This window comes from Streptomyces sp. NPDC029296, from assembly GCF_055569255.1.
On record NZ_JBVHXT010000024.1, the window covers coordinates 74209 to 94604 of the forward strand.

Sequence of the window (20396 nt, forward strand, 5' to 3'; positions counted from 1 at the left end):
ATTCCGCGTTTTCTGGACACCCGGGGTTCACTGTCCGACAATCACCAGCGTGACGTCGTCCTTCGAGTTCTCCACCTACCCCGCGCGGCTGTCCGACACGGAGCGCGACAAGGCGCTGCGGGTGCTGCGCGACGGCGTCGCCATGGGCCGGCTCTCGCACGACACGTTCGTCCGCCGCATGGAACTGGCGCTCGCCGCGCGCCGCTCCGACGAACTCGCCGTCCTCGTCGCCGACCTGCCCCAGGAGAACCGGTTCTCCCGCGCGGTCCTCGGCACCGTCGAGGCCGTGTCCGGGTTCACCGTACGGCTGCGCCGCGCCTGGCAGGCCGAGCGGCTGCCCAAGCTGCTGCTGCCGCACCCGGAGCACACGCACCCGCTGCGCATCGGCCGCGACCCCGCCAACGGGCTGCGCCTGAACCACGAGACGGTCTCCCGGGTGCACGCCGAACTCCGCCGCCAGGGCGGCCTGTGGGTGCTCAAGGACCTCGGCTCCACCAACGGCACCACCGTCAACGGCCGCCGGGTGACCGGTGCGGTCGTGGTCCGCGAGGGCGACCAGGTCGCCTTCGGCAGGATGGCGTTCCGGCTCTCGGTGGGCTAGAACGCCGGCCGGTTCCGTTCGAACGGGCGACCGGCAAGGCTTTTTTGCCGTCCCGATCGGGTGAGGGGCCCTCGGGAAGGCGGGCCGCCGTGCCGATGCAACCGGCATGACTCACCTCACCAGAGCGAAGGCGATGGCCGCGGCCCTCCTGGCCGTCGCGGCACTCCTCACCGCGGGACCCGCCCGGGCGGCCACCCGCGAAGCCCGCGCGGACACCTGGCTCTACCTGACGGTCACCCAGGGCAACGCCCGCGCGGGCGCCCCCCGCGGCGCGCTGCTGCGCTGCGACCCGCCCCGGTGGCACGCCCGCGCGACCGAGGCGTGCGCCGAACTCGGCGCCGCCGGCGGTGACATCGGGCGCATCCCGGCCGAGAACGTCTTCTGCCCGATGATCTACGCCCCGGTGACCACCCGGGCGCTCGGGCGGTGGAACGGCAGGGCGGTCGACTTCCGGGAGACGTACACCAGCGCGTGCGTCATGCGGGCGCGCACCCGGCACGTCTTCGCCCTCGACGGCTGAGGCCCGGCGGCCGAGGTCCCGCGGCTCATACCCGGCGGCGGGCCGCGGTCGCGCGGTGGACGGGGCGCGGGGCGGTGGCCGGTGGCGTGGGCGGGTCGTACCGGCTCACGCCACCCGCTCCCGGGCCTGCCGCGCCGCCACCAGCACCGTCCGGGACTGGTGCTCCACCTGGTCCTCCAACGGCACCCAGCGGGCCCGGAACCGCTGCGCGAAGGCGTCGCACCAGGCGGCCACGAGCCGCTCCAGACGCGGCGCCGCCCGGTCGTCCGCCTCCCGCAGCACCCGCAGCAGCATCGCCGCGGCCCGCAGCGGCAGCCGCCGGCCGAAGGCGTCCACGCTGCCGACGTACGCCATCGTGGTGCCCGCCGGGGCGGTGTGCGCCCAGTCCTCGGCCAGGCCCGGGATCAGTTCCAGCGCCCACCGCGCGGCCCGCAGCAGCGGTCCGTCCACGCCCTCCAGCCGGGGCAGCGCCTCGGCGAGGACCCGCTCCACCTGCCGCGCGTCCCGCAGCAGCCGGGCGGCCAGGTGACGCAGGGCCGCCGCGGGCTCCGGGTGCGGGGCCGGATCGTCCACCAGGTCACTGGCCCACATCGGCACCTCCACCACGGCCGTCAGACCGCCGTACCGGTGCGCGTGGTACCAGGTGCTGTGCCGCGCGTCGTCCGGCATGCTCGGATAGGGCACGCCCGTCTCCGGGCCGGGCATCACATGCACCCCGGGGCCGGAGGCCGGCCAGCCCGCCGCGTCCGACGCCCCCGTCTCCACCGGGATGTGCAGCTCCGCCGCTGACTTCGCGAACGGCTCGGCGAGGCCCGGCACCTCCTTGGTCAGCTGCACCCAGCTGCCGCCCAGATCGGTGCCGTGCAGCGTCACCTGGAGGTAGGGCCGCAGTTCGTCGATCACCCTCGTCAGGGTCCGGGTCTCCGGTGGCAGCCGGTCCGGCGGCAGCACCGCCGGTGACCACTCCGGCTGCTCGGCGCCCGTCGGCCGGTAGAAGCCGAGGTGGTAGTCGAGCAGACTGCGCGGCGCCGGGGTCACGTGCAGACTCGCGCCGTCGGGGTCCGCGCACAGCAGGAAATGCCAGGAGGTGTCCGTCCGCAACTCCCGGTCGTACAGCACACGTTCGGCGAGCACCAGCAGGGTGGAACCGCCCGTCGGCTCGTTCGCGTGGGCACCGGCGACGACCAGCACCGCGCGGCGGGCGTGCCCCACCGACAGCAGGTGCAGGGGTCTTCCCGCGCGCGAGACACCCACCTGGCGCAAGGCGCACAGCCCGGGTTCCAGGTTCGCGAACGCCCGGGCGCGGGCGACCAGTTCGGGAACGCTGGGATAGCGCAGCTCCGGCAGAGGACTCACCCCCCGACTGGTCCGCCCGGCTTCGCCCTCCCAGTCCCGCACGCCACGGGGGAACTGTCAAGCAGTCGGCGGGGGAGGCTCTCGGGGGCGCGTGGGGGCGCGGAACCGGTAGGACCCGCTCCGCTGTGTGCCACGAGCGCACCACCGGTACGACAGGCGCCCCCGGACGCGCGAGGGGTACGGCCGACGGCCCCGGCCACGGCGGCCGTCCACCGGCGCGCCACCGGTACGGCGGGTCCGGGCGGGCGACCGGTACGGCCGGTGTCCCGGGCACGCCACCGGTACCGCGACGGCCGTGAACGCGCCCCGCACGCCCGGTGTCCCGCGAGCGCCGGTCGCTCGTCCGCCGTACCCCGCCCGTCCCCTCAGTCCTCCGGGACGCGTTCCAGCAGGGCCACCGGGAGTCCGTCCAGCAGGTCCGCCACGCGCGCGTGGCCGGTGAACTCCCGGCCCGGGACGAGCACGTCGGCCCAGCGGCCGGGCGGCAGCGGCAGCAGCGTCTCCCGCCAGCCGCCCGCCTCCGCGAGCCGCAGCGACAGCCGGGTCACCGCCGTGACCACCTCGCCCGAGCGCGCGAACGCCAGACAGTGGTCGGCCGCCGGTCCCTCGGCGGTCAGCGGGTCGTACGACGCGTCCGCGCCGAACGCGTCCGGGCGCCGGGCGCGCAGCCGCAGCGCCGCCGCGGTCAGCGCGCCCTTCTCGCCGGGTGCCTCGGGAGGCAGCGCCGCCGGCCGCCGGTTGTCCGGGTCCACCAGCGCCCGGTACTCGCCCTCCGTGCCCTGGTACACGTCGGGCACCCCCGGCATCGTCAGGTGCACCAGCGCGGTGCCGAGGACGTTGGCCCGCACGTGCGGCTCCAGCGCCTTGCGGAAAGCGGCCACCCGCATGCCGGGCGGACCGCACGGCCCGGCGGTGACGAAGGCCGCCACCGCGTCCTCGTACGGCGGTTCCCGCTCGGTCCAGCTCGTGTACATGCCGGCCTCGCGGACGTGCTTGAGCAGCGCCTCCCGGACGCGGTCCTCCTCGGCCGGGCCCAGCCCGAACACGGTCTGCCAGGCCGCCCAGGCCAGCTGTCCGTCCGGCGCGCCCTCCTCGGCGAGGCTCACCTCGGCGAGCAGCGTCGCCCAGCGGTCCGGGCACTGGGTGAGCACGGCCAGCGCGGCGCGCACGTCCGCGCTGCGCTTGGTGTCGTGGGTGGTGACGACCGTGCCGGTGAGCGGCCGGTCGCGCCGCACGCCCGCGCAGTACGCGTGGAACTCCTCCGGGGACACGCCCGGGCTGCCCGGGTCGCCGCCCACCTCGGTCGCCGACAGCAGCGGCACGTAGCGGTAGAAGGCCGTGTCCTCCACCGACTTGGCCCGCAGCGCCGACGCGGTCTGCGCGAACCGGGTACGGAACTCCACCCGGTCGGCGTGGTCCGGCGCCGCCGGGTCGGGCGGCTCGACCAGCAGCCGGCGCACCACGGAGACGGCCTCGGCCTCCTCCGGCACCACGAACGCCAGCCGGGCCTCCTCGGCGGCCTCCTCGGTGATCACGGCGGAGGCGTCGGTGGAGGCGTACGGCCGGTAGACCCGCATCCGGACCAGCAGCTCCTCCACGGCCGTGCGCAGCGCCCAGGGAGCGCGGTCGCGCAGCGACAGGTCGGGCGAGGCGGCGCACAGCCGGGCCGCCACCCGGGTGAGCCGGTCGGCCTCCGTGGCCAGCTCGTGGGTGAGCACCTTGTACGCGGCGCGCCGGACCGTGGCCTCCCAGTTGCCGCCGCGGTCCGTCTGCGGCGCCGCGTAGGCCCGGTAGCGCCCCAGCAGCTCGTACGCGCCGGTGCGGTCCGTGAACACGCCGTCGATGTGCCGCAGGGCGTCGTAGCCCGTGGTGCCCGCGACGGGCCAGGAGGCGGGCAGGCGCTCGCCGTCGGCCAGGATCTTCTCCACGACCGTCCAGCGCCCGCCGGTCGCCCCGTGCAGCCGCGCGAGATAGCCGTCGGGGTCGGCCAGGCCGTCGGGGTGGTCGATCCGCAGCCCGTCGAACACGCCCTCGTCCAGCAGCCGCAGGATCATGGCGTGGGTGGCGTCGAACACCTCCGGGTCCTCCACCCGCAGCCCGATCAGCTCTGAGATGCTGAAGAACCGCCGGTAGTTCAGCTCGGTGCGGGCCAGCCGCCACCACACCGGGCGGTACCACTGGGCGTCCAGCAGCTGCGGCAACGGCAGCCGCTCGGTGCCGGGGCGCAGCGGGAAGGCGTGGTCGTGGTAGCGCAGCACGTCGCCGTCCACCCGCAGCCGCTCCAGCTCCGAGCCGACCGGACCGCCGAGCACCGGCAGCAGCACCCGGCCGCCCTGCGCCTCCCAGTCGATGTCGAACCAGCGCGCGTACGGCGAACCCGGTCCCTCGCGCAGCACCTCCCACAGGGCGCGGTTGTAGCGGGGCACCATCGCCATGTGGTTGGGCACGATGTCCACCACCAGGCCGAGACCGTGCGCCCGCGCGGTGCGGGCCAGCGCGCGCAGGCCCTCCTCACCGCCCAGTTCCTCGCGCACGCGGCCGTGGTCCACCACGTCGTAGCCGTGCGTGGAGCCGGGGACGGCCTCCAGGACCGGGGACAGATGCAGGTGCGAGACGCCGAGCGACGCCAGGTACGGTACGGCCGCCTCGGCGGCGGCGAACGGGAACGCGGGCTGGAGCTGCAGTCGGTAGGTGGCCGTGGGCACTCCCGGTCCGGGTCGCGCAGAAGTCATGGGAACCTACGTACCCCGCTCGCCGCCTTTCGTGTCATCGGCCGGTGCCCGGATCACGCCCGCGTGTCCGGGTTCGAGCGATGGGGACCACGGGGAAGCCGGGGCGGGGCCGCGCGGGGGACGCCTACCGGCGGGTGATCGGGCTGACGGGGCCGCTGCTGCCCTGCGTGTGGCTGCCCACGGCCACCATCCAGTTCGGCAGCGTGCTGCTCGTCGCCCGCACGGACGGTTCGCTGGCCACGGCCGGCGTGACCGGGGGCGCGCTCGCGCTCGGCCAGGTGGGCCTGCGGGCCGCTGGTGGGGCGGCTCGCGGACCGGCACGGCCAGCGGACGGTGGTGCTCGCGTTCTCGCTCGCCGACGCCGTCGCCGTGGCCGCGCTCGTCGCCGGCGCGCTCGCGGGGCCGCCGGCGCCCGCGCTGGCCGTCCTGGGGGCCGCGGCGGGTGCCACCGTGCCGCTCGTCGGCCCGCCGGCCCGCGCCCGCCTGGTCGCCCTCGCCCGCCGCTCGGGCGCCTCCGAGGCGACGGCCGGTGCCGCGCTGTCCTTCGAGAGCGCCGTGGACGAACTGTCGTTCGTCCTCGGACCGGCCCTCGTCGGCCTGGCCGCGGTCCTCGCCCATCCGGCCTACGCGACGGCCGCCGCGGCGGCCCTGGTGGCCACCTGCGGCACCGCCTTCGCCCTCCACCCGACCGCCCGCGCGACGGCTCCCGCCCGGCCCGAGGCCCCCGCCGGCGAACGCCCGGCCCGTGACGTGCCCGCGCGGCCACCGGGCCCGCCCGGCACGTCCGCGCACGCGTGCGCGGACGTGGAGGCCGGCGCGTCCGGCGCGGCCTCACCCCTGCCCGGAAACCCGGGCGACTCCGGCAGGCGCCCCCCGGTGCCCCGCTAAGTGCCCGGACTGCTGGCCGCGCCGGCGCTTCAGGGAGCGGTGTCCGGGGCCTGCCAGGCGGGGATCACGGCGTTCACCGGGCGGCTCGGGCAGGCGGACCAGGCGGGGCTGGTGTACGCCGCCATGGGGGTGACGAGCGCGGCGGCGGGGCTCGCCATGGCCGCCGTACCGCAGCGCGTCGGGGCCAGGACGCGCCGGCGGCTGGCGACCGGCGCCGTGCTCGCGCTGTCCCTGCCGCTGCTCGCCACCAGGGGCCTGCCCGGCCTGTACGCCGTCGTCACCGTCCTCGGCGTCGCCTACGCCCCGCATCTGATCACCGTCTTCGGCCTCCTGGAACGCGCCGTCGCGCCGTCCCGGCTGGCCGAGACGATGGGCGTGGCCACCAGCGCCCTCGTCGGGGGCCAGGCCCTGGCCGTCGCCGTCACCGGACGCCTCGCGGAGTCGCACGGCCCCGCCGCGGCCTTCGCCGCCGCGAGCACGGCGGCCGGGCTCGCGTTCGTCCTCGCCCTGGCGGTGCGCCCGACGACGTACGCGGGCGAGCCCGGAAACGCGCTCCACGCGCGCGTGAGCGGACACGCGGCCCCGCCAGGAGGCCGCGTGCCCACTCCGCCGCGCGCTCACTCCGCCGGGCCCCGCAGCACCGTCAGGCTGCGGTCCGGCAGGGTGACGCGGTCCCCGGCCGCGACCTTGTCGCCCGTGCCCGGCTCCACCGCGTCCGGGCGGGCCGTGTCCACCACCACCTGCCACTGCCGGCCGTGGTCGACCGGCACCACGAAGTCCAGCGGCTCGGGAGAGGCGTTGAACATCAGCAGGAAGGAGTCGTCGGTGATGCGCTCCCCGCGCGGGCCGGGCTCGGAGATGGCGTTGCCGTTCAGGAACACCGTCAGCGCCGACGCCTGCGCCGAGTTCCAGTCCCGCTGGGTCATCTCGGCGCCCTCGGGGGTGAACCAGGCGATGTCGGACAGCTCGTCGTGGGTGCCCTCGCCCTCCACCGGGCGGCCGTGGAAGAAGCGGCGCCGCCGCAGGACCGGGTGGTCCCGGCGCAGCCACACCATCGCGCGCGTGAACTCCAGCAGCGCGCCGTCCTCCTCCGGCCAGTCGATCCACGACAGCTCGTTGTCCTGGCAGTAGGCGTTGTTGTTGCCGCGCTGGGTGCGCGCGAACTCGTCCCCGTGGCTGATCATCGGCACGCCCTGGGACAGCATCAGCGTGGCGATGAGATTCCGCATCTGCCGGGCGCGCAGCCCCAGCACCTCCGGGTCGTCGGTGTCGCCCTCCGTTCCGCAGTTCCAGGACCGGTTGTGGCTCTCGCCGTCCCGGTTGTCCTCGCCGTTGGCGTCGTTGTGTTTGTCGTTGTAGGCCACCAGGTCGTGCAGCGTGAAACCGTCGTGGCAGGTGACGAAGTTGATGGAGGCCAGCGGGCGCCGGCCGTCGTCCTGGTAGAGGTCGGAGGAGCCGGTCAGCCGGGAGGCGAAGTCGGCCAGCGCGCGCGGCTCGCCCCGCCACAGGTCCCGGACGGTGTCCCGGTACTTGCCGTTCCACTCGGTCCACAGCGGCGGGAAGTTGCCCACCTGGTAGCCGCCCTCGCCCACGTCCCACGGTTCGGCGATCAGCTTCACCTGGGAGACCACCGGGTCCTGCTGCACCAGGTCGAAGAACGACGACAGCCGGTCCACCTCGTGGAACTGCCGGGCCAGGGTGGCCGCCAGGTCGAAGCGGAAGCCGTCGACGTGCATCTCGGTGACCCAGTACCGCAGCGAGTCCATGATCAGCTGGAGCACGTGCGGGGATCGCATCAGCAGCGAGTTCCCGGTGCCCGTGGTGTCCATGTAGTAGCGCGGATCGTCGGTGAGCCGGTAGTACGACGGGTTGTCGATGCCCTTGAAGGACAGCGTCGGGCCCAGATGGTTGCCCTCGGCGGTGTGGTTGTAGACCACGTCCAGGATGACCTCGATCCCGGCCTCGTGCAGCGCCCGGACCGCCGACTTGAACTCCAGCACCTGCTGGCCGCGGTCGCCCCAGGAGGCGTACGCGTTGTGCGGGGCGAAGAAGCCGATGGTGTTGTAGCCCCAGTAGTTGTTCAGGCCCATGTCGACCAGCCGGTGGTCGTTCACGAACTGGTGCACGGGCATCAGTTCGAGCGCCGTCACCCCCAGCTTGGTCAGGTGTTCGATGACCGCCGGATGGGCGAGCCCCGCGTAGGTGCCGCGCAGTTCCTCCGGCAGTCCCGGGTGACGCATGGTCAGGCCCTTGACGTGGGCCTCGTAGATCACCGTGTGGTGGTACTCGGTGCGCGGCGGGCGGTCGTCGCCCCAGTCGAAGTACGGGTTGATCACCACCGACGTCATGGTGTGCGGCGCCGAGTCCAGGTCGTTGCGCCGCTCCGGCTCCCCGAAGTGGTAGCCGTAGACCTCCTCGCCCCACCGGATCGACCCGCTGACCGCCTTCGCGTACGGGTCGAGCAGCAGCTTCGACGCGTTGCAGCGCAGCCCGCGCCCGGGGTCGTACGGGCCGTGCACCCGGAACCCGTACCGCTGCCCCGGCATCACGCCCGGCAGGTACGCGTGCCGCACGAACGCGTCGCTCTCGCGCAGTTCCACCGCCGTCTCCGAGCCGTCGTCGTGCAGCAGACACAGCTCTACTCGGTCCGCGGCCTCCGTGAAGACCGCGAAGTTGGTTCCGGCGCCGTCATAGGTGGCGCCGAGCGGATACGCCTCTCCAGGCCAGACCTGCATGGATACGACTCTCCCAGGTGTGCCGTCCGCCTGGGGCCGGGTCGGCCCCGAGTCTCGTCCGAAAGTGAGCCAACCTCCCGTCGTCCACCCGCCTTCTCGCGAGGTGACCAGTGCGTGCGGCGGTTCAGGTACCCGCCACGCGCCGAATCAGCGGGGCGAAGACGTACTCCGGGAGAAACAAGGGGGAGCAGGGGGGGAGCAGGGGGAGCAGGGGGAAGACGTGCGTGAGGAGGCGCACCGCCATCCGCCTCGTGCCCCGGGGGACGCCGGCTTCCGGCACATCGCCCGGGACGAGGACCAGCAGCCCGGCCCGGCCCCTGCCCGCGCACCGGCAGGGCTTCTCCCTCGCCCCCGGGGACGTCACGGCTATGAATCCGCTCACTCCCGAGGAACCGGCATGGCGGAACGGCCACTGGCGATGGCGCAGTTGAGCCAAGCGGCCGGGACACCGACCTGTCCATCCGGCTGCACCGCCGACCGCTCGCGGAGTAGGCTTCCTTGATCGTTGAGATGGGAAGGCCCGGGAGCGGAAGGCGGTGCACGGGTGGGCTCGGGAGGGCTGGAGCTGCCTCCTGGTGACGAGGGTCACGAGGGGAACTCCGCAGACGTCCCGCCCGGCGCGGTGTCCCTGGCGCGGCCGATGGACGCGGGGTCCATCGGGCCGGAGCTGGACTGGGACGCCGACGCCTGGCGCGAGGTGCGCACCCGCGCCCAGCGGGCGGGCCGGGCCTACATCTGGCTGAACCTCGTCGAACAGCGGCTGCGCTCGGTCGTGGCCGCCGTGCTGCGGCCCGTCTACGAACCCGTCCACGGCGACGAGTGGGTGGTGGCCGCGGCCGGCCCGGCCGGACAGGAGTGGGTGCAGCGCGCGGTCGCCGTCCGCGAGGTCAGCCGCCGCAAGGGCTATCTGCTCGACCCGGCCGACGACAACGTGCTCAGCTTCCTCACCCTGCCCCAGCTGCGCGAGCTGGTGGTGCAGCACTGGCCGTGCTTCGAGCCGTACTTCGACGAGCGCCGGGACCTCGAACTCGCCCTGGACGAGCTGGAGGTGACCCGCAACGTCGTCTCCCGCAACCGGGCCCTGTCCGAGGCGGTGCTCGGCCAGGCCGAGCGGGCCTCCGCCCGGCTGCTGGAGATGCTCGGCGCGGGCGGGGACGTGCCCTCGGCCCGCCGGCTGCCCGTGGACGCGGTCGAGGACCTGGTCGGCGACCGGTACGCGGACGTCGTCGCGGTCCACTCCGACCGGGTGCGGCTGATGCGCCAGTTCCCGGCCGAGGACATCTTCGGCGGCGCCCGCCGGCTCGACGCCATCGGCATCGGCCTCAACCTGCTGGTGCAGAACTTCTCCGGGCGCCGCCTGCTCCGGCTCGCCGAGTCCGGCTGCCGGGTGCGCCTGCTCTTCCTCAACCCGGCCTCCAGCTCGGTCAAGCGCCGCGAACGCGAACTGGGGATGAAACGGGGCGAACTGAGCCGCTCGGTCGAGATGAACATCCTGCACATGCGCCGGGTGCGGTCCCGGCTGCGCGACCCGGGCGCGTTCGAGATCCAGGTGTACGACGAGACGCCCCGCTTCACCGCCTACCTGGTGGACGGCGACGGCGCGGACGGTGTCGCCGTCGTCCAGTCCTATCTGCGCGGGGCGCGCGGGATGGAGTCGCCGGTGCTCGTGCTGCGCAACGGCAGCCGGCTGGTCACGTCGGACGACGTCGGAGAATCCGGTCTTTTCCCGACATACCGCGAGGAATTCGAGCTGGCTTGGGTGGATTCGCGCCCGGTGTCCTGACCCGTCGGCACCCGCCGACGGACGGCCGTCGGCGGATTGTCAGTGCCGCGTGCGATGGTGGAGGCACTGGGGGAAAGCACCACCAAGAAGGGGGGCCGCCCATGGGCTGGCACCGGGAGCTGCTGATCGGCTTCGACCTGGAGACGACCGGGACCGATCCGCGCGAGGCGCGTATCGTCACGGGTGCCGTGATCGAGGTCAGGGCCGGCGAGCCCCTCGGCCGCCGGGAGTGGCTGGCCGATCCGGGCGTCGAGATCCCGGCCGACGCGGTCGCGGTCCACGGCATCAGCACCGCACGCGCGGCGGCCGAGGGCCGCCCGGCCGACCAGGTGGCCGACGCCATCGCGGACGTCCTGGCCGGTTACTGGAAGACGGGCGTCCCGGTCGTCGCCTACAACGCGGCCTTCGACCTCACCCTGCTCTCCGCCGAACTGCGCCGGCACGGCCTGCCGTCCCTGGCCGAGCGGCTGGGCGGCGCCGCCCCCGCCCCGGTCGTCGACCCGTACACCATCGACCGCTGGGTCGACCGCTACCGCCGGGGCAAGCGGAACCTGGAGGCGGTCTGCGGCGAGTACGGCATAGTCCTGGGCGCGGCCCACGACGCCACCGCCGACGCCCTGGCCGCGGCGCGGCTCGCGTCCGCGATAGCCGACCGCCACCCGAAGATCGCGGCCCTCGGCCCGGCCGAACTGCACCGGTGCCAGATCCAGTGGTACGCGCGGTGGGCGGCGGACTTCCAGGCGTTCCTGCGGCGCAAGGGCGAGACGGACGCGGTGGTGGACGGGGCGTGGCCGTTGCGGGAGCCGACCGAGGGCCGGCGCGCGTAGCGGGTGCGCCGCCGCCGGTCGCGTCGGCCCCCGCACCCCTTCGGGGCGCGGCACCCGGTCAGAACGGATACCACCGCACGGTCTCGTCCCCGTCCCGCAGCGATGCCACCCGGCGCCGGAACTCGGCCAGGGCCTTCGGGTTGGACGGGGCGTGCTGGGCCACCCACGCGCAGCTCGCCGTCTCCCGGGCGCCGCGCAGCACCGCGCAGCCGTCCCACTCGCGCACGTCCCAGCCGTAGGTGTCGGTGAAGGAGTCGTACGCCTTGGCGGGCAGCCCGTACCGGTCGCGGGAGAGGGCCATGACCACCAGGTCGTGTTCGCGCAGATCGGCGGAGAAGGTCTCCAGGTCCACCAGGACCGGTCCGTCCGGCCCGACGTGCACATTGCGGGTCAGTGCGTCGCCGTGGATCGGCCCCGGCGGCAGACGGGGCGTCAGCGCCGCCGCCCGGGCCGCGAAGTCGTCGCGGCGCACGCGGAGACAGGCCGCGTCCTCCGGGTCGATCGCGTCGCCCGCGAGCCGCAGCCAGCGCTCCACACCGCTCAGCAGATCGCGGGGCGGCAGCGTGAACGGGGGAGCGGGCAGGGTGTGCACGACGCGCAGCAGCGCGGCCAGGTCCCGGGGCTCGGCGGGCCGCACGGGATCCGGCAGCCGGTGCCACACGGTCACCGGGTGGCCGTCCACCAGCAGCGGCTCCGGCTCGGCCGCCCGCACCGCCGGCACGCCCGCCTCGGCCAGCCAGCCGGCGACGGCCAGTTCGCGCCCGGCCCGCGCCAGCAGCTCGGCGTCCCGGCCGACCTTCACCACCAGGCCGCCGGCGGCGAACACCGCGTTCTCGCCGAGGGCCATCAGCCGCGCGTCCCCGGCCGGTCCCCGCAGCACCCCCGCCGCGGCCAGTACGTCCCGCGCGCGTGCCTCGTCCATCGTCCCGCCTCCGTGCCGTCGTCCCGTGCCGTGACCGTCCGGTTCCCGGCCAGTCTCGCATCCGCACAGGTCGGCGGTGGTGCACGGGCCCTTGACGGGGTAACGGGCCTTCACGACCATGAACACGCCAATCGGAGCAGGCAAAGGGGCTGATTCCGTGACAGAGGTGGCCGAAGCGCATGCCCGCGCCAGGCTGCGGACCGCCGGCCGCGGCGCCTGGTTCCTGGTCCTGCCCGCCCTCCTGCCGATCCTCCTGCTCAGCGTCGGCCCGCTGCTCTACGGCATCCTGCTGGCCTTCACCGACGCCCAGTCCGGCCGGACCACCGCCACCCGGTGGATCGGTGCCCTCAACTTCCGGGACCTGCTGCACGACACCCTGTTCTGGGAGTCCTTCCGCATCGGCCTGGTCTGGGCGGTGGGCGTGACCCTCCCCCAGTTCCTGCTGGCGCTCGGCCTGGCCCTGCTGCTGAACCAGGACTTACGGCTGCGCGGCCTGGCCCGCACCCTCGCGATCGTGCCCTGGGCGATGCCCGAGGTCGTCGTCGGCATCATGTGGCGGCTCGTCTACAACCCGGACGCGGGCGTCCTGAACGAGACCCTGCGCGACCTCGGCCTCGGGGACGGCCGGGTCTGGCTGAGCGGTCTGGCCACCGCGCTGCCCGCGGTGATCGTCGTCGGCGTCTGGGCGGGCCTGCCGCAGACCACGGTCGCCCTGCTCGCCGGACTGCAGAACGTCCCGCGCGAACTCCACGAGGCGGCGGCGGTCGACGGCGCGGGCGCCTGGCGCCGCTTCCGCACGGTCACCTGGCCCGCGCTCAGACCCGTGGCCCTCGCCGTCACCGCGCTCAACCTGATCTGGAACCTCAACTCCTTCGCCCTGGTCTACGTCCTCACCGGTGGCGGACCCGGCGGCAAGACCCGGCTGCCCATGCTCTTCGCCTACGAAGAGGCCTTCCGCTACGGCCAGTTCGGTTACGCGGCGGCCATGGGCTGCGTGCTCGTCGCCGTGGTCTCCCTCCTGCTCGCGGTGTTCCTGGCCGGCCGGCTGCGCGGCGGTGAGGACGCGTGAGGACCGCGCGCACCCCGAAGGCCCGCCGCGCCGCCCGCGCCGGCCAGTACACCGCCCTGCTCGCCTACCTCCTGTTCCTCGCCTTCCCGCTGCTGTGGCTGCTGTCCACCGCGCTGAAGTCCCCGCGCGAGCTGGGCGGTCCGCACCCCGCCTGGATCCCGCGCCACCCCACCCTGGCCAACGTCCGGCAGGCCTTCGCCGAGCAGCCGCTCGCGCACGCCGCCCTCAACTCCCTGCTCGTGGCGCTCGCCACCGCCGCCGTCGCCGTACTGATCGCCACCCCGATGGCCTACGTCATGGCCCGCCACCGCACCCGGGCCGCCCGGGCCGCCACGGGCTGGGTGGTGGTCAGCCAGGCGTTCCCCTTCGTCCTGCTGATCATCCCGCTGTTCCTGGTGCTGAAGCGGCTGCGGCTGATCGACTCCCTGACCGGACTGGTGCTGGTCTACGTGGTGTGGTCGCTGCCGTTCGCGCTGTGGATGCTCGCCGGTCACGTCCGCGCGGTCCCCGCCGAGCTGGAGGAGGCGGCGGCCGTCGACGGGGCCGGACGGCTCCGGACGCTGATGTCGGTCACGGCACCCCTGCTCGCGCCGGGCATCGCGGCGACGGCCCTGTTCGCCTTCGTCACCGCGTGGAACGAGTTCTTCTTCGCCCTGGTGCTGCTCAAGAGCCCGCGGCGGCAGACCCTGCCGGTCGTCCTCACCCACTTCATCGGCGCCGAGGGCGTGGCCGACCTCGGCCCGCTGGCCGCCGCCGCGTTCCTCGCCACCCTTCCCTCCCTCGCGTTCTTCGCACTGGTCCAGCGCCGGATCACCAGCGGCCTGCTCGCCGGGGCGGTGAAGAACTGATGCGGACCCGGATCACCCTGGCGCTCGCCGTGCTCCTGCTCCTCCTCGCGGGCTGCTCCCCGGGCGGCCCCGCGGACGGCGGCCGGATCACCCTGCGCTTCCAGTCCCTGGCCTGGCAGCCGGAGTCCGTCGCCGCCACCAAGAAGCTGGTGCGGGAGTGGAACGCCACCCACCCGGACGTCCGGGTCGAGTACGTCCAGGGCAGCTGGGACGGCGTGCACGACCAACTGCTCACCTCCTTCGAGGGCGGCGAGGCCCCGGACGTCATCCACGACGCCTCCGACGACCTCGCCGACTTCGCCTACGGCGGCTACCTCGCCGACCTGACCGGCCTGCTCCCCGCCCGGCTCACCGCCGACATCCCGCGCGACAGCTGGCGAACGGCCGCCTTCGGCCGCGGTGTCTACGGCGTGCCGTTCCTCCAGGAACCCCGGGTGCTGATCGCCGACGCCGACCGGCTGCGCGCGGCCGGGGTGCGCATACCGACACCCGAACACCCCTGGAGCTGGGCGGAGTTCCGGCAGGTCGCGAAGAAGCTCAGCGGGCCCGGGCGGTACGGCGTGGCCTGGCCGCTGAAGGAACCCGTCTCCGCCACGCTCAACCTGTCCCTTTCGGCGGGCGGCCGGCTCTTCCACCGGGGTGCGGACGGCAAGGTCGGCGTGCGGTTCACGGCCGGGGACGCGGTGGTGGCACGGACCATCCACGACCAGGTCGCCGTCGACCGCAGCGCCCCCGCCTCGACGCTCGGCAGCGGGGGCTCCGACACCCTGCCCGGCCTCTTCGGCGGCCGGTACGCGATGGTCCCGCTGGGCTTCTCCTACCGTCAGCAGATCGCGCGGCAGGCCCCCGAGGGATTCCACTGGCAGGTGCTGCCCGCCCCGGCGGGCGCCGGCGGGCTCACCCAGGGCGTCAGCCCGCAGACGCTGTCCGTCGCCGCCGACTGCCCGCACAAGAAGGAGGCCGTCGCCTTCATCGACTTCCTGCTGCGGCCGGCGAACATGGTATGCCTCGCCCTCGGCGACTGGATGCTGCCCACCGGCACCGAGGCCCTGAAGGACCCGGCCCTGCACACCGCACGGCACGGCTGGGCCACCGGCACCGCCCTCGCGGCCCGGCTCCGCCCGGCACCGGCGCAGTCGGTGCGCGGCTACCCGGAGTGGAAGGACAAGGTCGCCACCCCGGCCTACCAGGAGTACTACAGCGGCGCCATCACCCTCGCTGCACTGCGCCGCCGCCTGGAACGGGACGGGAACCTGGTGCTGGCCCGCTACCAGCGCTGAGCGACCGGCCCCCGCCGCGCGGCGGTGCGCGGAAAATGCGTTAGACGAGACGTATCGTCTCGCCTAGGGTCGGTGGCATGACCCCAGAGACCACCCCCGCGCACATCGCCATGTTCTCCGTCGCCGCCCACGGCCATGTGAACCCCAGCCTGGAGGTGATCCGTGAACTGGTCACCCGCGGCCACCGGGTCACGTACGCCATTCCGCCGGTCTTCGCCGGCAAGGTCGCCGCCACCGGCGCCCGGCCCGTCCCGTACCACTCCACCCTGCCCGGCCCCGACGCCGACCCGGAGGCGTGGGGGAGCACCCTGCTGGACAACGTCGAGCCGTTCCTGGACGACGCGATCCAGGCGCTCCCGCAGCTCGTCGAGGCCTACGCCGACGACACACCCGACCTCGTCCTGCACGACATCACCTCCTATCCGGCCCGCGTCCTCGCCCACCGCTGGGGCGTCCCGGCGATCTCCCTCTCCCCGAACCTCGTCGCCTGGGAGGGCTACGAGGAGGAGGTCGCCGAGCCGATGTGGCGCGAACCCCGGCAGACCGAGCGCGGCAAGGCGTATTACGCCCGGTTCGGGGCATGGCTGGCGGAGAACGGGATCACCGAGCACCCGGACCCGTTCACCGGCCGCCCGGCACGCTCCCTGGTCCTCATGCCGAAGGCGCTCCAGCCGCACGCCGACCGGGTCGACGAACGCGTCCACACCTTCGTCGGCGCCTGCCAGGGCGACCGCGCCGACCAGGGCGACTGGCAACGGCCCGCCGGCGCGGACAAGGTCGTCCTGGTGTCGCTCGGTTCGGCCTTCACCAGGCAGCCCGCCTTCTACCGGGAGTGCGTCCGCGCCTTCGGGGACCTGCCCGGCTGGCACGTCGTCCTCCAGGTCGGCCGGCATGTGACCCGCGCCGACCTGGGAGAGGTGCCGGACACCGTGGAGGTGCGCGACTGGGTGCCGCAGCTCGCGATCCTGCGCCAAGCCGACCTGTTCGTCACCCACGCGGGCGCCGGCGGCAGCCAGGAGGGGCTGGCCACGGCGACGCCCATGATCGCCGTACCGCAGGCCGTCGACCAGTTCGGCAACGCCGACATGCTCCAGGGGCTCGGAGTCGCCCGGAAGCTGGCGACCGAGGAGGCCACCGCCGGCCGGCTCCGCGAGGCGGCCCTCGCCCTGGTGGACGACCCCGAGGTCGCACGCCGGCTCGAGGAGATCCAGGCGGAGACGGCCCGGGAGGGCGGCACCCGGCGGGCGGCGGACCTCATCGAGGCCGAACTGCCCGGGCACCGCGCACGGTAGGACCCCGGGCGGCCGACGGGCGATCTCCGTTCCGGCCGGCGCGGGCCCCCGTGTCGCGGTCGCACGGACGGGAGTTGGCCGATAATCGTCCCTCGGCGTGTCGGCCGGTGACACCGGAGCCGCGGCCGGCGCAGAACCAGACGCCGCCGCGGTCCGACGTCACAGGGGAACGCCGGACCGCGGCCGCCGATACCACACACCCGCCCCCCGTGGGCCCGGCTCGCCGAAGCGCGCGACAAACCCGTCAGGCTGTTCCTAGGGTGAAGCCCACGGAAGGCCGGAAGGGGCGGATCAGGGTGAGGAGCAGGCCATTACCGGCGGCGCCGCGCCACCGCGAGGACGGCGTGACCCGGCCACCGGGCACCCGCGCGCGGTACGCCCTTTCCCGCACCGGCACCAGCAGGGAGGGTCAACGCGCACCGGTCACCCGGACGGGTGGCAATTTCCGGCCCAGCCCGACCCGCGGCTCCGCCCGAACGGACCGTGTACGCCTCCGGAGCCGGCCACCGAGGCCGCCCCGGACCGGTGAAAACACGCCAACTTACCCACCACCCGCCGGCCTCGGCACCGTTCCCACGACACGGCCGTACGGGGCCGGCGGCACGCACACCCACGCCATCGGCGACATCTGCGGCGCCGGCCACCCGACGGCTCCTCCGGCCCGCGAGCGAGGACAGGACATGAGCACCTACAACTTCGGAAACGTCAACGGCCCGGCCCGCTTCGGCGACCGCACCACCCCGGACCTGGAGACCCTGATGGAGGCCGCCGACCGGCTCACCGAGGCGCTGCGCGCCGAGTACCCCGGGCTCGTCAGCAGCGGCGAGACCATCCAGGAGCAGCTGGCGCAGTCCGCCGAGGACGGCCTGCCGCCCAACCGCGGCCGGATCCGCTCCGCGCTGGAGACGATCGCCATCGCGGCCTCGGCCGGCACCGCCAGCCTCGACTACACCCGGCACCTCCTGCACGCCCTCGACCTCTGACCGCCCGCGGCCGGCGGACGGGCGCCGCCGGCCGGTGTCAGGGAGCCGGGCGCCGTCGTACCGGCGGGTCCGAGGGCGCCACGCGAGATGCCCGAGACACCGACCGGCCCACGGCCCGCCCGCGGAACGCGGCCGGGGCCGACACGCCCCCGGTCACGCGCCGAGCGCCGCCAAAGCCGGCCGCCGGGCCCGGTCGTAGCGCTCCAGCAGGAGACGGGCGACCTCGGGGGCCGCGCCCAGCACCTCGGCGCGCACGTCGGCCTCCGCCGCGCCGCGCGCGATGCGGTCCGGCAGGAAGCCGGGGGCCAGTACGTACGGCGCCACGGCGACCCGCTCGCAGCCCAGGCGCCGCAGTTCCCGCACCGCGTCCTCGGTGCGGGGCAGGGAGGCGGAGGCGAACGCAGGCCGCACGGCGCACCAACCGGTGTGCCGCCACTCCCGCGCGATTGCCGCGATCACTGCGATCGCCTCCGGGTCGGACGACCCCGCCGAGGCCAGCACGACCCCGGTCGAGGACTTGTCGGCGGGCGCGAGCCCCGCCTCGTACAGCCGCCGTTCCAGCGCGGACAGCAGCAGCGGCGACGGGCCGAGCACCTCCGCCTGCCGGATCCGCAGCCGCGCCGGGGCGTCCCGCAGCACGGCCGGGATGTCGGCCTTGGCGTGGAACGCGCGGGTCAGCAGCAGCGGCAGGGCGACGACGTCCCGGACGCCCTCCGCCGCCAGCGACCGCAGCACCCCGTGCACCGACGGGACGTTGAAGTCCAGGAAGCCGGTCTCCACGCGCAGCCCGGGCCGCAGCGACCGTACCCGCTCCACGAGGGAGTGCACGGTCGCCGCGTGCCGCGGGTCACGGCTGCCGTGGGCGATGACGAGGAGAACGGGCCTGGTGCGCACGAGACGTCAGCTCTTCACCAGCAGACCGCGGCTGCGCAGCACCCACCGCTCCAGCGGACTGAAGATCAGCAGGTCGATGGCGATGCCGACGAACAGGATGAGCAGGATCGCCTCGAACACCATCGCCATGTCGCTGGCGGTGCGGCCGTTCTCCAGCAACTGGCCGAGACCCACGCCGAGATCGGGGAACTGGGCGATGATCTCCGCGGCCATCAGCGAACGCCAGGAGAACGCCCAGCCCTGCTTCAGGCCCGCCACGTAGCCGGGCAGCGAGGCCGGCAGGGTGACATACCAGACGCCCTTCGCACCCGTGGCGCCCATGGTGCGCCCCGCGCGCAGGAACAGCGGCGGCACCTGGTCCACGCCGGAGACCAGTCCGTTGGCGATGGAGGGCACGGCACCGAGCAGGATGACCGCGTACATCATCGAGTTGTTCAGGCCCAGCCAGATCACCGCCGGCGGCACCCACGCCACCGACGGCAGCGACTGCAGCCCGGACAGGATCGGGCCGATGGCCGCGCGCACGAACTTCACCCGGGCCACCAGCAGACCCAGCGGGGTGCCGATGACCAGCGCGAACGCGAAGCCCAGCAGGCCGCGCGAGACACTGGTCCAGATGTAGCCGAGCAGATCGCCCTCGAGCCAGGCGTCCCGGAACGCGCCGCCCACCGCGCCCGGCGAGGGCAGCTTCGTCGGGTCGTCGACGACCGGGTACAGGATGTACCAGACCACCAGGACCACCGCGATGGCGGCGACCGGCGGCAGGATCTTGTTGACGAGCGTCTCGCGCAGCGGCGGGCGGCCGGTGGCCGTGGTCTCCAGCGCGTCCAGGCCGGCCTCGACGCTCCCGGCGTCCTGGACCGGTGTCGTCTCAGTGCTGGCCATGGCGGCGGATCTCCCCACGCAGTACGTCGGTTATCTCAAGGGACAGTTCGGCCACGGGCGCGTCCTCGATGCGGCGCGGCTGCGGGAGGCCGACGCGCCACTCGCGGGCGATCCGGCCCGGCCGGGAGGACAGCAGGACCACCCGCTGCGCGAGGCGCACCGCCTCGCGCACGTTGTGGGTGACGAACAGGACGGAGAGCCCGGTCTCCGACCAGATGCGGGTCAGCTCGTCGTGCAGCACGTCCCGGGTGATGGCGTCGAGCGCGGCGAACGGCTCGTCCATCAGCAGCATGTTGCTCTCCTGGGCCAGCGCGCGGGCCAGCGCCACCCGCTGGCGCATACCGCCGGACAGCTCGTGCACCCGCTTGCCGTGGGCGCCCTTCAGCCGGACCAGTTCGAGCAGTTCCTCGGCCTTCTCGCGCCGCTCGGGCTTGGGCACGCCCCGCAGCTTGAGGGCCAGTTCGATGTTCTTGCCCGCCGTCAGCCAGGGGAACAGGGCGTGTTCCTGGAACATCAGGGCGGGGCGGCCGTCCGTGGTGATGGAGCCGGCGCTCGGCCGGTCCAGGCCGGCCACCAGGTTCAGCAGCGTGGACTTGCCGCAGCCCGAGGCCCCCAGGAGGGTGACGAACTCGCCCGGCGCGACATCGATGCTGATGTCGTCCAGGACGAGCTGCTGCCCGGCCGGGGTCGCGAAGGACTTCGAGACGTGCTCAATGCGTGCCGCGAACTCGACGGTCTCGTCGGCCTTGGCGAGGGTCGTGGCCATGGTCGTCACCTCCTG

Annotated in this window: 18 protein-coding genes and 1 pseudogene; 11 read left to right on the forward strand and 8 right to left on the reverse strand. The window is 74.3% G+C overall.

Features of this window, described 5'->3' with window-relative positions; all coding sequences use genetic code 11:
* Positions 1-49: 49 nt before the first annotated feature.
* Entirely contained in the window at positions 50-601 is a 552-nt protein-coding gene (locus ACZ4W9_RS21840; protein WP_467938251.1) for an FHA domain-containing protein, read from the forward strand.
* A 106-nt stretch (positions 602-707) separates the two neighbouring features.
* Positions 708-1121, forward strand: coding sequence for an SSI family serine proteinase inhibitor (locus ACZ4W9_RS21845; protein ID WP_467938253.1), 414 nt, complete (start codon positions 708-710; stop codon positions 1119-1121).
* Between the two features lie 105 nt (positions 1122-1226).
* On the opposite strand, the gene ACZ4W9_RS21850 is transcribed toward ACZ4W9_RS21845, so the two are convergent.
* Together ACZ4W9_RS21850 and treY are read right to left on the reverse strand one after the other, a co-directional pair.
* A complete protein-coding gene (locus ACZ4W9_RS21850; RefSeq protein WP_467938255.1) occupies positions 1227-2477 on the reverse strand; it encodes a M14 family zinc carboxypeptidase in 1251 nt (416 codons plus the stop codon).
* Between the two features lie 365 nt (positions 2478-2842).
* A complete protein-coding gene (gene treY, locus ACZ4W9_RS21855; RefSeq protein ID WP_467938257.1) occupies positions 2843-5209 on the reverse strand; it encodes a malto-oligosyltrehalose synthase in 2367 nt (788 codons plus the stop codon).
* A 297-nt stretch (positions 5210-5506) separates the two neighbouring features.
* Here treY and ACZ4W9_RS21860 point away from each other — a divergent pair, with 297 nt between their 5' ends.
* Positions 5507-6097, forward strand: a complete 591-nt coding sequence (locus tag ACZ4W9_RS21860; RefSeq protein ID WP_467938259.1) for a hypothetical protein — start codon at positions 5507-5509, stop codon at positions 6095-6097.
* Positions 6098-6126: 29 nt separating this feature from the next.
* On the opposite strand, the gene ACZ4W9_RS21865 is transcribed toward ACZ4W9_RS21860, so the two are convergent.
* Positions 6127-6378 (reverse strand): hypothetical protein, encoded by a 252-nt coding sequence (locus tag ACZ4W9_RS21865; protein ID WP_467938261.1) that lies wholly within the window; start codon positions 6376-6378, stop codon positions 6127-6129.
* A gap of 336 nt (positions 6379-6714) precedes the next feature.
* Positions 6715-8832 carry a glycogen debranching protein GlgX gene (glgX, locus tag ACZ4W9_RS21870; RefSeq protein WP_467938263.1) on the reverse strand — a complete coding sequence of 706 codons (2118 nt, stop codon included), beginning with the start codon at positions 8830-8832 and terminating at the stop codon, positions 6715-6717.
* Between the two features lie 262 nt (positions 8833-9094).
* On the opposite strand from glgX, the pseudogene ACZ4W9_RS21875 reads away from it, so the two are divergent.
* From ACZ4W9_RS21875 to ACZ4W9_RS21885, 3 genes and pseudogenes are all read left to right on the forward strand, one after another.
* A pseudogene (locus ACZ4W9_RS21875) lies at positions 9095-9263 on the forward strand (copper amine oxidase); the annotation flags it as partial.
* A 113-nt stretch (positions 9264-9376) separates the two neighbouring features.
* On the forward strand, positions 9377-10615 hold the full coding sequence (locus tag ACZ4W9_RS21880; RefSeq protein WP_467938265.1) for an SAV2148 family HEPN domain-containing protein: 1239 nt from the start codon (positions 9377-9379) through the stop codon (positions 10613-10615).
* A 101-nt stretch (positions 10616-10716) separates the two neighbouring features.
* The gene (locus ACZ4W9_RS21885; RefSeq protein ID WP_467938267.1) at positions 10717-11442 is read left to right on the forward strand and encodes an exonuclease domain-containing protein; all 726 of its coding nucleotides are present in this window, start codon (positions 10717-10719) and stop codon (positions 11440-11442) included.
* Between the two features lie 58 nt (positions 11443-11500).
* Here ACZ4W9_RS21885 and ACZ4W9_RS21890 read toward each other — a convergent pair whose 3' ends face one another.
* Complete coding sequence (locus tag ACZ4W9_RS21890) at positions 11501-12364, reverse strand: phosphotransferase (RefSeq protein ID WP_467938269.1); 864 nt, start codon at positions 12362-12364, stop codon at positions 11501-11503.
* 157 nt (positions 12365-12521) lie between these two features.
* Between ACZ4W9_RS21890 and ACZ4W9_RS21895 the strand changes: the two genes are divergently transcribed.
* The 5 genes from ACZ4W9_RS21895 to ACZ4W9_RS21915 all read left to right on the forward strand — a co-directional run bounded on the left by ACZ4W9_RS21895 (position 12522) and on the right by ACZ4W9_RS21915 (position 17836).
* Positions 12522-13433: a carbohydrate ABC transporter permease gene (locus tag ACZ4W9_RS21895; protein ID WP_467938271.1), complete on the forward strand. Its 912-nt coding sequence runs from the start codon at positions 12522-12524 to the stop codon at positions 13431-13433.
* Positions 13430-14281, forward strand: a complete 852-nt coding sequence (locus tag ACZ4W9_RS21900; RefSeq protein ID WP_467938273.1) for a carbohydrate ABC transporter permease — start codon at positions 13430-13432, stop codon at positions 14279-14281. Before ACZ4W9_RS21895 ends, ACZ4W9_RS21900 begins: the two co-directional genes overlap by 4 nt.
* The gene (locus ACZ4W9_RS21905) at positions 14281-15561 is read left to right on the forward strand and encodes an ABC transporter substrate-binding protein (RefSeq protein ID WP_467938275.1); all 1281 of its coding nucleotides are present in this window, start codon (positions 14281-14283) and stop codon (positions 15559-15561) included. Before ACZ4W9_RS21900 ends, ACZ4W9_RS21905 begins: the two co-directional genes overlap by 1 nt.
* Positions 15562-15638: 77 nt before the next feature.
* A complete protein-coding gene (gene mgt, locus ACZ4W9_RS21910; RefSeq protein WP_467938279.1) occupies positions 15639-16853 on the forward strand; it encodes a macrolide-inactivating glycosyltransferase in 1215 nt (404 codons plus the stop codon).
* Positions 16854-17533: 680 nt separating this feature from the next.
* Entirely contained in the window at positions 17534-17836 is a 303-nt protein-coding gene (locus tag ACZ4W9_RS21915; RefSeq protein ID WP_030607071.1) for a hypothetical protein, read from the forward strand.
* A gap of 153 nt (positions 17837-17989) precedes the next feature.
* Here ACZ4W9_RS21915 and ACZ4W9_RS21920 read toward each other — a convergent pair whose 3' ends face one another.
* From ACZ4W9_RS21920 to ACZ4W9_RS21930, 3 genes are read right to left on the reverse strand one after another with little or no spacing between them, the layout of a single operon-like run.
* The gene (locus ACZ4W9_RS21920) at positions 17990-18730 is read right to left on the reverse strand and encodes a sirohydrochlorin chelatase (RefSeq protein WP_467938283.1); all 741 of its coding nucleotides are present in this window, start codon (positions 18728-18730) and stop codon (positions 17990-17992) included.
* A 6-nt stretch (positions 18731-18736) separates the two neighbouring features.
* Entirely contained in the window at positions 18737-19615 is an 879-nt protein-coding gene (locus tag ACZ4W9_RS21925) for an ABC transporter permease (protein WP_467938285.1), read from the reverse strand.
* Positions 19602-20381 (reverse strand): ABC transporter ATP-binding protein, encoded by a 780-nt coding sequence (locus ACZ4W9_RS21930; protein WP_467938287.1) that lies wholly within the window; start codon positions 20379-20381, stop codon positions 19602-19604. Before ACZ4W9_RS21930 ends, ACZ4W9_RS21925 begins: the two co-directional genes overlap by 14 nt.
* Positions 20382-20396: the final 15 nt, after the last annotated feature.

Coding starts and splice junctions, on each gene's coding strand:
- ACZ4W9_RS21845 (WP_467938253.1), top strand. CDS start 708: ATGACTCACCTCACCAGAGCGAAGGCGATGGCCGCGGCCCTCCTGGCC.
- treY (WP_467938257.1), bottom strand. CDS start 5,209: ATGACTTCTGCGCGACCCGGACCGGGAGTGCCCACGGCCACCTACCGA.
- glgX (WP_467938263.1), bottom strand. CDS start 8,832: ATGCAGGTCTGGCCTGGAGAGGCGTATCCGCTCGGCGCCACCTATGAC.
- ACZ4W9_RS21885 (WP_467938267.1), top strand. CDS start 10,717: ATGGGCTGGCACCGGGAGCTGCTGATCGGCTTCGACCTGGAGACGACC.
- ACZ4W9_RS21890 (WP_467938269.1), bottom strand. CDS start 12,364: ATGGACGAGGCACGCGCGCGGGACGTACTGGCCGCGGCGGGGGTGCTG.
- ACZ4W9_RS21905 (WP_467938275.1), top strand. CDS start 14,281: ATGCGGACCCGGATCACCCTGGCGCTCGCCGTGCTCCTGCTCCTCCTC.
- mgt (WP_467938279.1), top strand. CDS start 15,639: ATGACCCCAGAGACCACCCCCGCGCACATCGCCATGTTCTCCGTCGCC.
- ACZ4W9_RS21915 (WP_030607071.1), top strand. CDS start 17,534: ATGAGCACCTACAACTTCGGAAACGTCAACGGCCCGGCCCGCTTCGGC.
- ACZ4W9_RS21925 (WP_467938285.1), bottom strand. CDS start 19,615: ATGGCCAGCACTGAGACGACACCGGTCCAGGACGCCGGGAGCGTCGAG.
- ACZ4W9_RS21930 (WP_467938287.1), bottom strand. CDS start 20,381: ATGGCCACGACCCTCGCCAAGGCCGACGAGACCGTCGAGTTCGCGGCA.